Below are 14,857 nucleotides of genomic sequence, written 5' to 3'. Positions count from 1 at the left end.
CTTGCCCCCGATGGCAGTGGTTCAGTTACAGATGCATCAACTGACACTCCCTCATCGGGGGCAAGCCCCCTCCCACAGGGGTTCCACTGTGACTTCAAGATTGGAGTAATTCATGCAGCTTTTTAGTCTTCAGGGCCAAGTGGCCTTTGTCACCGGTGCCGGCAGCGGCATCGGCCAAGCGATTGCCGTTGGTCTAGCCGAAGCCGGTGCCGACGTGGCGTGTTTTGACCTGCCCGGCAGCCCCGGCATCGCCAGTACCGTCGAACGCATCCAGGCCCTGGGCCGTCGCGCCCTGGCCTTGAGCGGCACCGTCACCGAGCGCGCCGCGCTGGATGCCGCCGTGGCGCGTACCGAAAGCGAACTGGGTGAACTCAGTGTCGCGGTCAACTGCGCCGGCATCGCCAACGCCCAGGCCGCCGAGGACCTGGAGCTGCAACGCTGGCAAACCACCCTGGACATCAACCTCACCGGCATCTTCCTCAGTTGCCAGGCCCAGGCCGCGGTGATGCTGCCGCGTGGCAAAGGCGCCATCGTCAACATCGCCTCCATGTCCGGCAGCATCGTCAACCGTGGCCTGTTGCAGGCGCACTACAACACCTCCAAGGCCGGCGTGATCCACCTGAGCAAAAGCCTGGCGATGGAATGGGCCGACAAGGGCCTGCGCGTCAATTGCATCAGCCCCGGCTACACCGCCACGCCGATGAATTCGCGCCCGGAAGTGGCCGACCAGGTGAAGATCTTTGAACAGACCACGCCCATGGGCCGCATGGCCAGCGTGGACGAAATGGTCGGCCCGGCGATCTTCCTGGTCAGCCAGGCCTCGTCTTTCTGCACCGGTGTCGACCTGCTGGTCGATGGCGGTTTTGTCTGCTGGTAGGAGCCCATCATGTCGCAACGATTCAGTGGTAAAACCATCGTCATCACTGGCGCCTGCCGTGGCATCGGCGCCGGCATCGCCGAGCGCTTCGCCCAGGAAGGCGCAACCTGGTGCTGGCCTCCAACGACCTGGAGCGGGTGACCTTCACCGCCGACCAACTGGCACGGGAATACGGCGTCAGTGCCCTCGCCCTCGGCATCGACGTGACCCGCGAAAGTGACATCGAACGCCTCTACCGCGAAGGTCACGCACGCTTCGGCAGTATCGACGTGTCGGTGCAGAACGCCGGCATCATCACCATCGACCACTACGACAGCATGCCCCGCGCCGACTTCGACAAAGTGCTGCAAGTGAACACCACCGGCGTATGGCTGGGTTGCAGGGAGGCGGCCAAGTACATGGTCAAGCAAGGCAGCGGACGCTTGATCAACACCTCGTCCGGCCAGGGCCGCCAGGGCTTTATCTACACCCCGCACTACGCCGCGAGCAAGATGGGCGTGATCGGCATTACCCAGAGCCTGTCCCTGGAGCTGGCGCGGCATAACATCACGGTCAATGCGTTCTGCCCCGGCATCATCGAAAGCGAGATGTGGGACTACAATGACCGCGTGTGGGGCGAGATCCTCAGCACCGACGAAAAACGCTACGCCAAGGGTGAGCTGATGGCCGAATGGGTCAGGAACATCCCCCTGCGCCGCGCCGGCAAACCCTCGGATGTCGCAGGGCTGGTGGCGTTCCTGGCCTCGGATGACGCGGCTTACCTGACCGGCCAGGCGATCAATATCGACGGCGGCCTGATCATGTCGTGAGGGTTTGGTATCCTCACGGCCATTGAGTCAACCACTGAGGCTTTCATGAGCCAGATCGAAGAACAGCGCCTGATCACCAAGATCGCGAGCCTCTATTACGAAGAAGGGCTCAAGCAGTCCGAAATTTCCACGCAACTGGACCTGTCCCAATCCTTTATCAGCCGCGCCCTGCGCCGGGCGCTGCAGGAAGGCGTGGTGAAGATCAGCGTGATGCGCCTGCAAGGCCTGCACCTGGAGCTGGAAAACCAACTGCAACGCCGCTACGGCGTGCGCCGGGTGATCGTGGTGGAAGCCACCGAGCCCGGTAACGATGAAAGCATCAAGCAAGCCATCGGCTCGGCCGCCGCGCATTACCTGGAGACCAGCCTGTCGCCCCAGGACCGCATCGGCATTTCGTCGTGGAGCAGCACCATCCGCGCGATGGTCGGCCATCTGCACGCCCAGCCGGGTAAACAAGGCGCCGAGGAAGTGGTACAACTGTTGGGCGGGGTCGGCCACAAAGGCGCGTTTGAAGCCACCCTGCTCACCCAGCGCCTGGCCACCCTGCTCAATTGCCCGGCGTATCTGCTGCCGTCGCAAAGCATCGAGCAATCGGTGCAGAGCAAGCAACGCATCGTGCAGATGGAAGAGGTCAAGGAGGTGCTGCAACGCTTTGACAGCATCACCCTGGCGATCGTCGGCATCGGCGAGCTGGAGCCCTCGCAACTGCTGCGCAACAGCGGCAACTACTACACCGAGGACATGCTGCGCCTGTTGGCCGAGCGTGGCGCGGTGGGCGATATCTGCCTGCGTTACTTCGACGCCCAGGGCAAGCCGGTGCTGGAGGAAGATGAAGAATTCGTGGTGTCGGTGGCGCTGCCCAAGTTGCGCGACATCCACCGCGTGCTCGGCCTGGCCGGCGGGCTGAACAAGGTCCAGGCGATTCGTGGCGCACTCAAGGGTGGCTACCTCGACATCCTGGTGACCGACCTCGACACCGCGCAGGCCCTCAACCGATAACCCTTTTTTGGAGACCGCCGCTCATGACGTCCAAACTCGAACAACTCAAGCAATTCACCACCGTGGTCTGCGATACCGGCGACCTGGAAGCCATCAGCCGCCTGCGCCCGGTGGACGCCACCACTAACCCGTCGTTGCTGCTCAAGGCCGCCGCCATCCCGGAATACGCCGAGTTGCTGCGCAATGCCGTCAGCGTGTCCAAGGGCGATGTCGACCTGGCCTGCGACCGTTTCGCGGTGTCGGTGGGTTGCGGCATCCTCAAGGTGATTCCGGGGCGTATCTCCACTGAAGTCGACGCGCGCCTGTCGTTTGATGAAGATGCGTTGTGGGCCAAGGCCAACCAGTTGATCGCCTTGTACGACCAGGCCGGCGTCGGCCGCGACCGCGTGCTGATCAAGCTGGCCTCCACCTGGGAAGGCATCCGCACCGCCGAGCGCCTGGAAAAGGCCGGCATCCAGACCAACCTGACCTTGCTGTTCTCCTTCGCCCAGGCCCAGGCCTGCGCCGACGCGGGGGTATTTTTGATCTCGCCGTTCGTGGGGCGCATCTACGATTGGTACCGCAAGAACACCGGCCTGGACTACACCGGCGTTGAAGACCCGGGCGTGCAATCGGTGACGCGCATCTACAACTACTACAAGGCCAACGCCATCCCGACCGTGGTCATGGGCGCGAGCTTTCGCACCCTCAGCCAGATCGAAGAACTGGCCGGTTGTGATCGCCTGACCATCAGCCCGGACCTGCTGCAAAAACTCGCTGAAGACAACGGGCCGCTGGCGCGCAAACTCACGCCGGGTACCGAGGGCGAGGCACGCCAGCATCTGAGCGAAGCGCAGTTCCGCTGGGCCTCGAATGAAGATGCGATGGCCACTGAGAAACTGGCCGAAGGCATTCGCCAGTTTGCGCGGGATCAGGAGAAATTGGAGAAGGTGTTGGCTGCGCTGTAACGTCGCCCACCGGCGGAGCGAGTCTACTCGCTCCCCTCAGCCTTCCTGTTCGCTGACCGTCAGCCCACGCGCTGCCAACGCCCCCAGCACGCCGCCGACAATCGGCGCCAGCCAGAACAGCCAGAGCTGCGACAGGTAATCCCACCCGGCAAACAGCGCCGGCCCGGTACTGCGCGCAGGGTTGACCGAGGTATTGGTCACGGGGATCAGGACCAGGTGGATCAGGGTCAGCGCCAGGCCGATGGCAATCGGTGCAAACCCGGCGACCGCACCCGGCGCCGTCACCCGCATGATGATCAGCACGAAAAAGAACGTGGCGATCAGTTCCGCCAGCAAGGCGGCCTTCATGTCGAACTGGCCTGGGCTCAGCGGGCCATAGCCGTTGGCGGCAAAACCACCCGTTTCAAAACCGGGCTGACCGTTGGCAATCAGGTATAACGCCGCCGCCGCGACAACCGCCCCGCCACCTGGGCCACCACGTACGGCAGCACATCGGCGGCCGGCACGCGGCGCCCGGCCCACAGGCCGATGGTCACCGCCGGGTTGAAGTGCCCACCGGAAATCCCCCCCACCGCGTAGGCCATGGTCAGGACGGTGAGGCCGAACGCCAGGGACACCCCCAAAAAACCGATACCCAATCCTGGAAAGTTGGCCGCCAGGACGGCGCTGCCACACCCGCCGAAGGTCAGCCAGAAGGTACCGAGAAACTCTGCGCTCAGACGCTTTTGCACAATCGACTCCATTGCTGTTCAAGTGCCGTCACCACAGACGGTGGGCGGTCCTGGGGGACGGTAGCAATGGGTGGCGATGAGCCCTATAAGACTTGTCCGGTTTTGGTGAAGCGCTGCGTCAGCATTACTCGGCGTCCGCTTGTGCCAACGGGCAAACTATCCAAATTCCTGATCCTGCACATTTCACGGTTGCGACGAAGCCCCCCTCACGTTAATCTCCCAACTCGCAGCAAATGCTGCGATTGGACTTGGCGGTCCGAACAGATATAGGCGCAACAGCGCCCCCAACACGATTGCAGGCGCTTTTTTTGCGTCCGCAATTTTGTGCAATGGCGGGTTGCGCAGGGACTTCTTCGGAAGTGCCGGGTCCTATATCCCCGGTCCGCCAACCTTGCGTAATCCGCCACCCTAATTCTGCTTGGCGGCAGAAGGTGACGGCTCACTTAGATATGGGAGCAAGAACCATGACCGCACCAGATCGGTACATGCCTGTCACGGGCCCCGATTGCACTATCCCTACCCTGCTTATCGATACCCAGGCACCGCTCGATGCATTGCATGATGCAGCGATTTTTCGCATTCGGGCCGTCACTCAAGTTCTGGAGAACCTAGCCCTGCGTGACGGAATCAGCAGCGACGCTGTTGTATTGCAGGATTTCGCATTGTTGCTGAATATTCCGTTGCGTGATGGCTGCGATCTACTGGATGTAATTGGGCGCAGGTTGCAGGAGAGAGTGGTGTAAATGAAAACGGGCGACCTTAGGGTCGCCCTTTATTCAGTACCGAATCAGTCACCAAACAATGGAAATAGCCTTGACTAAATTCTTTGAGAACTAATGAAAAGCGTGCAGCAGATGGATGAGATCCTCCGAGAAAAGTGTAAGCCTTCTCGCAAATTCACCGTCAACGAATATCCAGACAAAAATACCCGCAAAAAAAAACTGAAGTAGCGAGCTAGTTCGCGCCTATATCAGTCTTGCGCCACCCCCGTCCCAAACCTGCGAATCGCCAGGCAATACCCCACCAGCGCCACCGCCGCCAGCAGCCCACCCGCCGCGCCGATCCAGGCGAAGCCGAAGTGGCCGCCGACCCAACTGCCCATCAGGGCGCCACCGCCGATGCCGATGTTGTAGATGCCGGAGAACATTGCCATGGCCACGTCGGTGGCGTCCGGTGCCAGCACCAGCACCTTGGACTGCATCGCCAGGCCGAAGCCCATGATCGCCATGCCCCAGAAGATACTCAGGATCACCAGGTAGGATTCGGCGCCGCTCAGGGGCAGCAACAGGCACAGGCACGCCACCAGAAGGAACACCGCGCCAACCACGAACAGGTGCGGATTGAAGCGGTGCACCAGGCTGAACAGCAGCGAGCCGACGATGCCCGCGCCACCGAATACCAGCAGGATCAGGGTCACCGCGCTGCCGCCCAGGCCGGCCACGCCTTCGACGAAGGGCTCGATGTAGCTGTAGGCGGTAAATTGCGCGGTCACGGTCAGGGCGGTGAGCCCGTAGAGCGCCACCAATGCCGGGCGCTTGAACAGCAATGGCAGGCTGCGCAGTGAGCCCGAGTTCTGGCTCGGCAGCAGCGGCAAGGTGCGCGCCAGCCAGAACACCAGGGCGGTGGCAAAGGCGCCGATCACCAGGAACGTGGTACGCCAGCCCATGGCCTCGCCGAGCAGGCGACCGAGGGGGATGCCCAGGACCATCGCCAGGGAGGTGCCGGTGGCGAGCAGACCAAGGGCTTGCACCTGTTTGCCTGCCGGCGCCAAACGTACGGCAAGGGACGCGGTGATGGACCAGAACAAGGCATGGGACAACGCAATGCCGACGCGACTGAGCATCAAAATGCCGAAGCTGGTCGCAATGCTGGACAGAATATGGCTGGCGATGAACAGACCGAACAGCACGATCAGCAATTTGCGTCGTTCGACGTTACGCGTCAGCAGCATCACCGGCAGCGACGTCAGGGACACGATCCAGGCGTAGAGGGTGAGCATCAGGCCGACGCTGGCGATGGGCATGTCGAAGCTGGCACCGATGGCGCTGAGCAGGCCGACCGGGACGAATTCGGTGGTGTTGAACACAAACGCAGCCAACGCGAGGGCGATGACCGGTTGCCAGTTGGCTTGGGGGGTTGCGGCTGAAAGGCTCATGGAACGGCGAGGTACTCTGACGATGATCAAGCGACCGCCCAGGACAAGCGCCGCCGCCGAGCATTCTATAGGTTTCTCGGCCGGTTGTTGGCGCTGATCCTGGACAATCGTCGCTCAGGGCGACGTCAGGGTCACCACGTAGGCACCGGTGCGGATCGGCTTGCCAAAGCTGTCCACCAGTTGATACCGCTGGTCGTAATAGCGTCCACTGCTGCCGCTGTCAGTCAATAACACTGCACGCGCCGATGAATTGCCCACGGCCTTGACGCTGGTGACCGGGGTCACGTTGCGCACATCGATGCGACCGCCCCGATTCACACTGGGGCAGCCGGTCAACTCCATGACTGAACCGTTGTGTGCATTGGACAGACAGCCGGGTTCAACGATGCTGCCATGAAACGCAATGGTGCCTTGGCCTGCCGCCGTGGCACAGGTACCGGCCAAGACGACAAAGAGGCCTGCGGCCACCGAAAAACGTTGGATATTCATGTCGACACTCCCTTCTAGGTAGTTAAAAGGAACGTCGACCCTCGATGCGCAAACTTAAGGCCGTTCGTCGGTAAAAGCAAAATTTCCTACAAGGTTCAGTACATCGACCTACATCAGGGTTGGACCTGTTCCATCAGCTCCGGAACGCTCTCCGGCCGCTTGGCATAGCGCTGCGCCAACGCCGCACACACCATCAGCTGGATCTGGTGAAACAGCATCAACGGCAGGATCAACACGCCCATGCTTGCACCGGCAAACAGCACCTGAGCCATCGGTACGCCGGTTGCGAGACTCTTCTTCGAGCCGCAGAACAGGATGGTGATGCGGTCCTCCTGGCTAAACCCGAAGGCCTTGCCCAGCAAGGCGGACACCACCAGCACCAGGGCCAGCAACACGCAGCAGGCCACCACCAGTCCGCCCAGTTCCCACAGCGGGATCTGATGCCAGATGCCTTCGTTGACCGCTTCGCTGAACGCGCCGTAGACCACCAACAGGATCGAGCCCTGATCGACGAATTTGAGCCAGGCTTTATTGCGCCCCACCCACGCGCCGATCCAGCGGCGGGCGATCTGCCCGGCAATGAACGGCAGCAGCAGTTGCACACTGATCTTGAGGATCGCATCGACAGTGGAACTACCCTCGCCGTGCACGTTGAGCAACAACGTCACCAGCAACGGCGTGAGGAAGATGCCGAACAGGCTTGAGGCCGCCGCGCTGCAGATCGCTGCGGGGATATTGCCGCGCGCCAGCGAGGTGAAGGCAATCGCTGATTGCACAGTGGCCGGCAAGGCGCAGAGGTAGAGCATGCCCATGTACAGGTCTTTGCCGATCAGCGGCGACAGCACCGGCTTGAGCGCCAGCCCCAGGAGCGGGAACAGCACGAAGGTCAGGCTGAACACCAGCAAGTGCAGGCGCCAGTGACCGGCCCCGGCGACGATGGCCTGGCGTGACAGCTTGGCGCCATGCAGGAAAAACAGCAGCGCGATGGCCAGGTTGGTCACCCAGCCGAACGCACGGCGGTCTGGCCGCTGGCGGGCAACAGGGAGGCAAGGACCACCGTGGCGATCAGCGTCAGGGTGAAATTGTCGGGCAGGAAACGAGGGCGAGTCATAAGCGCATCTTCCAGGGGTTGCCAAGAACGTCGTGGCGACTCTAACGTAACAGCCTGTTACCGACTAACGCCAATGAGCCAGTAAATGCCGCCTAAAGGACAGGACAAAACCGTACGCCGCAGCATTCCCGGGCTGTCCAGCCTGCCACGGCCGGTGTATGGACGCACCGAATCGCTGCCCAACCGCGCGCTGACACGTCGGCACAGCCATCCATGGGTGCAGTTGTCCTACGCGATTTCCGGGGTGCTGGAGATCCAGACCAGCGCCGGGCGCTTCGTCGCACCGCCGCAACGCGCGGTGTGGATTCCGGCGGGCATGCCGCACCGCGTCTACAGCGCGCCCCACACAGAGATGCGCAGCCTGTATCTGGATTGCCGCGTTACCGCCTGGGCGGCCGGGCATTGTCACGTGCTGGAGGTGAACAGCCTGTTGCGCGAGCTGATCCGCAGTTTCAGCGAGCTGCCGGTGGAGTACGCCGAGGATGGCCCGGATGGGCGTCTGGCCCAGGTGATCCTCGACCAACTCGCCGCCGCGCCCCAGGTGGACCTGATGCTGCCCCTCCCTCTTGACGCCCGCTTGCGGCAGATCTACCGCAGCCTGAGCCTGCGCCCGGAGCAACAGACCACGTTGGGCCAATGGAGCGAGAAACTGGGGCTCAGCGAAAAGACCCTCAGCCGTTTGTTTTTGAAAGACACCGGCCTGACCTTCCGCGCCTGGCGCCAGCGCTTGCGCCTGCTCAGCGCCCTGCCCGCCCTGGAGCAAGGCGAGCGGGTGACGGATGTGGCGCTGAACTGTGGCTATGAGTCCACCTCGGCGTTTATCAACGCGTTTCGCCAGCAGTTCGATGCAACGCCGGGGGAGTTCTTTCGCTGAGTGCTCAAACAACGAAGGTCAAATGTGGCAGCGGGCTTGCCCCGCGCTGGCGTGGGCACGGCAATGTGGTCTTTCTCGATTGTGATGCAAATAATCCCCAAACCCGCGCCTGGCTGGTATTGTGCCGCGCTTGAAAAACTGCCACCAACCTGCGAGGAAATGCACGTTGAACACTGACGAAAAAATGACCGGCGATCTGTTCGCGGTGGATAAGCGCCTGTCACTCAAACCGGTGGTGGACTTCAACACCTACCTGCGCAGCGCCTTCGGCGACGGCCCGTGTACCTGCGTGCGCTGCGTCGCCGGCAACGGTGATGAAACCGGCTACGGCTTCCAGCACACGTTCACGTTCGATAGCCGCCCCACCCACCGCCGCTTTGCCTCCACGGCGGGCAGTGATGTGCAGGCAATGCTGAAGAAGGCCTGGTTGTCGTACACCAAGGCCGAGTTGCCGCTCAGTGGTGTGCTGGCCCTGGATTCGGTAAAGGACTTTGTCGAGCCTCAACTGCACAAGCGCCTGGCGCCGCTGTTGCTGGCCAGTGGGTTGGTCAAGGATGTGGACGGCGAACTGCACCTGCAGCCACAAGCCCTGATCTGATTCGCGCAACCACCCACGTCCTGATGTGGGAGCTGGCTTGCCTTAATGCCGGTCAGTCAAGGGCGAACACTGTACCTGTGGCGAGGGAGCTTGCTCCCGTTGGACTGCGCAGCAGTCCCAGTCTTTTCAAACAAAGAGCTGGGGCCGCTTCGCGGCCCAACGGGAGCAAGCTCCCTCGCCACAGGTTACTTTTTTACCCTTTTAACTGACTGGCATCATGGCAAGCCTGCTCCCACAGGGACCTAGAAACCGGGAACGCCCTGCACGCGAATTTCCGGCGTCGGTTCTTCCAGCGGCTCGACCAGCGGCCGCTCATCGATCCCTGGCAACAGGATCACCTTGCGGCACTCCTCCTCGCATTTATCAAAGACCTCATACCCCCGCGCCGCCTGCTCCAGCGACAGACGATGAGTAATGATCGCCTCCGGGTTCAGGCGCCCCAATTCAATATGCTCCAGCAACTGCGGTAGAAAACGCTGCACATGGGTCTGGCCCATCTTGAACGTCAGGCCTTTATCGAACGCATCGCCGAACATGAAGCCATGGATAAACCCGGCATACACCCCCGCGACGCTGACCACACCGCCGCGGCGCACCGCAGCGATGCACTGACGCAACGCCTTGCCGCTGCTGCCTTCGATCTTGAGGGTGGTGAGCAGGGTTTCGGTGGTGCTGCCCTTGGCTTCGAAACCCACGGCATCCACCACGCCATCAACCCCGCGCATGCCGGCGGTCTGGCGGATGATGGTGTCGGCGGGGTCATCGTCGTCTTCGAAGTTGATCGGGATCACGCCGTACATCTTCTGCGCATAGTCGAGTCGATACGGGTGATCGTCGACCATGAAAATCTGCTCGGCGCCGAGCATCCGCGCGCACGCCGCGCTCAGCAGCCCGACCGGCCCGGCGCCGTAGATCGCTATGCTGGAGCCCTGGCCAATTCCGGCGTTGGTCACCGCCTGCCAGGCAGTGGGCAGGATGTCGGAGAGAAACAGCACCTTTTCATCCGCCAGCACGCCGGGCACTTTGAATGGCCCGGTGTTGGCCTTGGGCACCCGCACCAGTTCGGCCTGGCCACCGGGAATGCCCCCATACAGGCGGCTGTAGCCGAACAGCGCAGCACCCGGCGGGATCGCCTTTTTATTCAGGATCGCGCCGCGGCCGTCATTGGTGGTTTCACAGGCGGCGAATTGCTGCAGCTGGCAGAAGAAACACTCGCCGCAAGCAATCACGAACGGGATCACCACGCGGTCGCCGCGCTGCACCGCCGTCACGCCGGGGCCGGTTTCTTCGACAATGCCCATGAACTCATGGCCGAAAATATCGCCATGTTCCACCGTCGGGATCTTGCCGCGGTACAGGTGCAGGTCAGAGCCGCAAACCGCCGTGGCGGTGACCCGCAGAATAATGTCGTCGGGTTGTTCGATGATGGGATCGGGGACGGTGTCCACCTGCACCTTATGGGCGCCTTGATAGGTCATGGCTCGCATGGGCTGCACTCCGGTTATTGAGTAGAGTCAGTCATTAGGGGCGGCCGTCATGGCGGGCGTTCCCTTGGCGTACGCGGGCAGCCGATCAAAGGTCGCCACGGCTCTGGGCGAGCAGACGATCGACCACTGCCTGTAAACCGGCGGGCTCATCCGCGCCCTTGGCCAGGGCGTCTGCGAAACACTCCAGTTGATCGAGCGCACTGTTTCCGCGCCGCAACAGCGCCAGGGCGTGCTCGAACACCAAGGGCTCGCCCATGGCCACGGCGGTCGCGCGAAACTGTTGCGCGGCCTGCTGCAACCACTGTTCAGCACTGCCGATGGTGCCCTGGTCGTCCAGTGCAAACGTGCCCGCCGCGCCATAGCGCTTGGCCTGCCAGCGGTTTTCCTTGAGCAGCCAGCGCGTCTGGGCGGTAAACGTGGCGCCGGGCCGAGCCAGCGCGCAGGCATGGGTGACCATCACGCGAAACAGCGTGGCGAGGACCAGGGAATCGCCCAGCCGGGGGCACGCGTCCGTCATGCGCAACTCAAGCGTCGGGTAACGCGCCGCCGGACGGATACCCCACCAGCCGTTGCCATCGGCCTTGATCGCACCCACGCGGTGCAACAATGCCAGGTAGCGCTGGTAGCCCGCCCAGTCTTCGAAATGCTCCGGCACGCCCATGCGCGGCCACTCATCGCAGGCGGCCTGGCGGTAGCTCATGAAACCGCTGGGCGCCCCCTCCCAGAACGGCGATGAGCAACTGAGCAGCAACAACAACGGCAGCCACGACGACACCTCGTTCATCACCGCGATGCGATCCACCTCTGTCGGTACCTGCACATGCACATGCAGCCCGCACAACAAGCTGCGCCGCGCCACCTGTTGCATGTCCTCGAACAGTTGCTCGAAATGCGCCTGCGCCGTGGGCTTCTGCTCGCGCCAGGCCGCCAGCGGATGGCTGCCGGCGCAGACAATGCCCAAGCCGAATTCACCCAGGGATTCAGCCAGGTTGTGCCGCACGGTGGCCAGGTAATCGGCGGCTTCGCGGCTGGCCTTGAACACCGGCGATGCCACTTCGATCTGCCCCTGGAACATCTCGAAGGCAAACCCTGCGCCAATCGCTCGTCGACACGCCGCCAGCACCGCCGCCGGGGGCTCGCTGAGCATTTGGCGGCTGTGCAGGTCGGTGATGAAGTATTCCTCTTCGATGCCGAAGGTCAGCATGGGCGGTCAGCGCAACCGGGTGACGGTGAGCGCGACCACGGCGATCCGCTCCACGCGCTCATAGCCGGGCTTGTCGAGTTCCTCGCCGAACACATCCGGGTCCAGTTCACGGTAGGTCCAGCCGAAGGCATCGTTGGCCAGCAAGGGCCCGACCGCTTCCAGGAAAGGATCGCCGCCGGCGACCATCGCCACCCCGGTATACAGCACCAGGCTGCCGCCCAGGGCCAGGCGCCCGAGGGATTCGTTGACGATGCGCACCGACAGCTGCTCACCCAATGCACCGCCGCCATGCCGGTAGGCGCGCTGACGGTCGTCGTTCATGTACGGCGGGTTGGCGACGATCAAGTCGAATGTGCCGTCCAGGCTCGCCAGCAGGTCGCTCTGGTACACCCTGACATTGCTCAGCCCCGCCAGCTCGGCGTTCACCGCGGTAATGCGCAGGGCGCGGGGGTTGATGTCCACCGCCAGCACCTGTGCGTCATGCCGCGCCTGGGCGATGACCAGCGCGCCGACACCCGCGCCGCAGCCGATGTCGACAGCGCACTTGATCGGTTCGAAACGCTGCTGCAGATGGGCCTCGATCACCTGCGCGAAACGGTAGCTGTCGGGGCCGAAAAACACCGCGTCCGCTTGGGTGGTGGGGTACGGTGAATGCGCAAACAGCAGATCCCCCAGGCTCGACCAGCGCACGGTACTGCGCCACAACGCGTCGTGTTTTTCAATCACGTCCGCTTGCTGCAGCTCGTCGCGAAAGGCGTCGGGCAACAGGTCGCTGTCAAACGGCATCGACCAGCCGAACACATCACGCAAGTTCATCGCCAGCGGGGTCGCCAGGCGTCGATAGACACGTTCGTGGGTCAAGGGCGTGGGCGTGATGAACCGGTAGCCGCTCTCCTTCAGGCCCTTGCCCAGGTTGAGCAAGGCGCGGTCGGCGAGTTGTTGTGCAGACATGAGCCGTTCCTTAGCGCAGACGCGCACGCAATTGGATAAAACGCCGGGTGGCATACAGCCCGGCAGGAGTGCAATGACGGCGCGCGGACAGCCATGGGATCAGCGCGTTGAGTTGTTGCTCGCCGGTCAGGTTGCTCAGCGATTCCACCAACGCCTGGCTGTCCGGGTCTGCCGGGCGTTGTTGCTCGCGGGCAAACGGGCTGCCGCGCCCCGGCCGTGCGGGCGGCACGCGTTGGTCGTGGCTCCAGTCACCGGCAATCCAGTCATGCAGGACCTGTTTTTCATAGCCGCTGAACACGCCGAACATCGCTGCACCAGCCCCCTCGATCAACTGCCAGAAACGGCTGTTGGCCGGGTCCTGGTTGAGCTTGATCCAGCCTTTGTCCTGCAAGGCCTGGAGAAAATCGGGGATCTGGCCCGGCGTGGCCAGCCACTCATTGACGGTCTTGCCCTCGAAACGGCAATAGTCCGAATGCATGTGCTGGCCGAAAGTGCGCTTGCGTTCGAGCATCGCCACCACTTCGTCCTGCAGGTTGAAGCTGTCAATCACCGCTGTGGTCCCCGGACCGAGGTCATTGAGACGGTAACCCTGGGCCACGCGCCGGTAGAACTGCGCCCTGCCCTCGCCCAGCGGCAACAGGTTGAGCACCGACTGCGCCGCCTTGCTGGCGTGGCCGCTGCTGGCATTGTCGATGGTCACGTGGAGCGTGAAGTAGTAAGGGTCGATGCCCAGTTCACTCAGTTCATAGGAGGTGATCAACAGGTGCAGCGGCAGCTGTTCGTAGCCCAGGTTGTAGCCGATGACCTCCGGCAGGAATTCTTCGGTGCACAGGCCCAGGGCCATTTGCAGCGCGCCTTGCAGGTAGTGCTCATCCTCAAGGCCCGCGTCGCTGTCGGCATCGTGGTCACTGAGCAGTTTGCGGTAGATCACCACATGGTTCTGCGCGGCATCACCATCGCCCAGCTCTTCCAGGTAAGTGGTGAGCAGCCCGTCGAAGCGCTGGTCTTGCCAGTAACGCAGCAAACCGTAGAGCCAGGCGCCATCGACCTGTTTGGTCGGGGCCACGCGTTGCAGCACATACAGCGCATGGGCCTTGTTGCGAAAGTAACGACGCGGCCGGCCTTGCCGACGTTGTTCAAGGTACTCGGCGTAGGCCTGGGCCACGACGGCGCAACGCTGCTCGACCCAGGCATACAAGTGTTCCGGTTCGTCGGGAAGCTCGCTGTCAGCGTCTTTTACCAGGGCCAACTGCGAGTGCAGGAACTCGCGAGCAAGCGCACAAGCGTTCGGCGCTTCGCCATGCAGTTGTTGATAGACCCGCTGATACTCCCCGCAGCCCGAGTCATGCACAGAGGCCGGCTGGCCCGACAGCGCCGTTAGTAACGTCATGATGGCAGTTCCCGCAATGTCCTATACAACCTGGCCTTCTTGCATGAAGACCCCGCAAGAGCGCTCGCTGTGCGGCGCTTCTATAGGGAAGAACATTGTGGGGTGGGGAAAATTCAATCGGGTTTGGGAGGGTGGGGATAAGCGGTCGATGGGTATAGCGCGGAGGGGACTGTTTGCTGTTGCTCTGGCTAGGCTGTTGCTGTTGCTGTTGCTGTTGCTCTGGCTCTGGCTCTGG

General features: G+C 62.6%; 13 protein-coding genes and 3 pseudogenes. 8 read left to right on the top strand and 8 right to left on the bottom strand.

What is annotated here, in order from left to right; genetic code table 11:
* Positions 1 to 112 precede the first annotated feature (112 nt).
* The 4 genes and pseudogenes from JWR98_RS16360 (at position 113) to tal (ending at position 3,632) form a co-directional block, all read left to right on the top strand.
* Positions 113 to 877, top strand: a complete 765-nt coding sequence (locus tag JWR98_RS16360) for an SDR family oxidoreductase (protein WP_057721852.1) — start codon at positions 113 to 115, stop codon at positions 875 to 877.
* A 9-nt stretch (positions 878 to 886) separates the two neighbouring features.
* Positions 887 to 1,686: pseudogene (locus tag JWR98_RS16355) on the top strand (SDR family oxidoreductase).
* 45 nt (positions 1,687 to 1,731) lie between these two features.
* Positions 1,732 to 2,685, top strand: coding sequence for a sugar-binding transcriptional regulator (locus JWR98_RS16350; RefSeq protein ID WP_078733607.1), 954 nt, complete (start codon positions 1,732 to 1,734; stop codon positions 2,683 to 2,685).
* Positions 2,686 to 2,708: 23 nt separating this feature from the next.
* The gene (gene tal / locus JWR98_RS16345) at positions 2,709 to 3,632 is read left to right on the top strand and encodes a transaldolase (RefSeq protein ID WP_078733608.1); all 924 of its coding nucleotides are present in this window, start codon (positions 2,709 to 2,711) and stop codon (positions 3,630 to 3,632) included.
* Positions 3,633 to 3,668: 36 nt separating this feature from the next.
* On the opposite strand, the pseudogene aqpZ reads toward tal, so the two are convergent.
* Positions 3,669 to 4,375 (bottom strand): annotated as a pseudogene (gene aqpZ, locus JWR98_RS16340) (aquaporin Z).
* Positions 4,376 to 4,848: 473 nt separating this feature from the next.
* Here aqpZ and JWR98_RS16335 point away from each other — a divergent pair.
* Positions 4,849 to 5,106: a hypothetical protein gene (locus tag JWR98_RS16335; protein WP_078733622.1), complete on the top strand. Its 258-nt coding sequence runs from the start codon at positions 4,849 to 4,851 to the stop codon at positions 5,104 to 5,106.
* A 227-nt stretch (positions 5,107 to 5,333) separates the two neighbouring features.
* On the opposite strand, the gene JWR98_RS16330 is transcribed toward JWR98_RS16335, so the two are convergent.
* From JWR98_RS16330 to JWR98_RS16320, 3 genes and pseudogenes are all read right to left on the bottom strand, one after another.
* Positions 5,334 to 6,518 (bottom strand): sugar transporter, encoded by a 1,185-nt coding sequence (locus tag JWR98_RS16330; protein WP_078733609.1) that lies wholly within the window; start codon positions 6,516 to 6,518, stop codon positions 5,334 to 5,336.
* A 114-nt stretch (positions 6,519 to 6,632) separates the two neighbouring features.
* Positions 6,633 to 7,007, bottom strand: coding sequence for a hypothetical protein (locus tag JWR98_RS16325; protein WP_078733610.1), 375 nt, complete (start codon positions 7,005 to 7,007; stop codon positions 6,633 to 6,635).
* 113 nt (positions 7,008 to 7,120) lie between these two features.
* A pseudogene (locus tag JWR98_RS16320) lies at positions 7,121 to 8,118 on the bottom strand (bile acid:sodium symporter family protein).
* Positions 8,119 to 8,203: 85 nt separating this feature from the next.
* Here JWR98_RS16320 and JWR98_RS16315 point away from each other — a divergent pair.
* The gene (locus JWR98_RS16315) at positions 8,204 to 8,992 is read left to right on the top strand and encodes an AraC family transcriptional regulator (RefSeq protein ID WP_078733612.1); all 789 of its coding nucleotides are present in this window, start codon (positions 8,204 to 8,206) and stop codon (positions 8,990 to 8,992) included.
* A 166-nt stretch (positions 8,993 to 9,158) separates the two neighbouring features.
* Positions 9,159 to 9,590, top strand: a complete 432-nt coding sequence (locus tag JWR98_RS16310) for a hypothetical protein (RefSeq protein ID WP_078733613.1) — start codon at positions 9,159 to 9,161, stop codon at positions 9,588 to 9,590.
* Between the two features lie 242 nt (positions 9,591 to 9,832).
* Here the strand turns inward: JWR98_RS16310 and JWR98_RS16305 are convergent, their stop codons facing one another.
* The 4 genes from JWR98_RS16305 to JWR98_RS16290 all read right to left on the bottom strand — a co-directional run bounded on the left by JWR98_RS16305 (position 9,833) and on the right by JWR98_RS16290 (position 14,622).
* The gene (locus JWR98_RS16305) at positions 9,833 to 11,077 is read right to left on the bottom strand and encodes a zinc-dependent alcohol dehydrogenase (RefSeq protein WP_205490548.1); all 1,245 of its coding nucleotides are present in this window, start codon (positions 11,075 to 11,077) and stop codon (positions 9,833 to 9,835) included.
* Positions 11,078 to 11,162: 85 nt separating this feature from the next.
* The gene (locus tag JWR98_RS16300) at positions 11,163 to 12,281 is read right to left on the bottom strand and encodes a carboxylate-amine ligase (RefSeq protein WP_078733615.1); all 1,119 of its coding nucleotides are present in this window, start codon (positions 12,279 to 12,281) and stop codon (positions 11,163 to 11,165) included.
* 6 nt (positions 12,282 to 12,287) lie between these two features.
* On the bottom strand, positions 12,288 to 13,232 hold the full coding sequence (locus tag JWR98_RS16295; RefSeq protein WP_205490547.1) for a methyltransferase: 945 nt from the start codon (positions 13,230 to 13,232) through the stop codon (positions 12,288 to 12,290).
* A gap of 10 nt (positions 13,233 to 13,242) precedes the next feature.
* On the bottom strand, positions 13,243 to 14,622 hold the full coding sequence (locus JWR98_RS16290) for an iron-containing redox enzyme family protein (RefSeq protein WP_205490546.1): 1,380 nt from the start codon (positions 14,620 to 14,622) through the stop codon (positions 13,243 to 13,245).
* A 43-nt stretch (positions 14,623 to 14,665) separates the two neighbouring features.
* Between JWR98_RS16290 and JWR98_RS16285 the strand changes: the two genes are divergently transcribed.
* A partial coding sequence (locus tag JWR98_RS16285; RefSeq protein ID WP_205490545.1) for a hypothetical protein occupies positions 14,666 to 14,857 on the top strand: 192 nt, incomplete at its 3' end.

Origin of the sequence: Pseudomonas lactucae (assembly GCF_016937615.1) — a bacterium.
Taxonomy (GTDB): domain Bacteria; phylum Pseudomonadota; class Gammaproteobacteria; order Pseudomonadales; family Pseudomonadaceae; genus Aquipseudomonas; species Aquipseudomonas lactucae.
The sequence above is the reverse complement of the archived record's forward strand: the minus strand, read 5'-3'. Positions and strand labels throughout refer to the sequence as shown.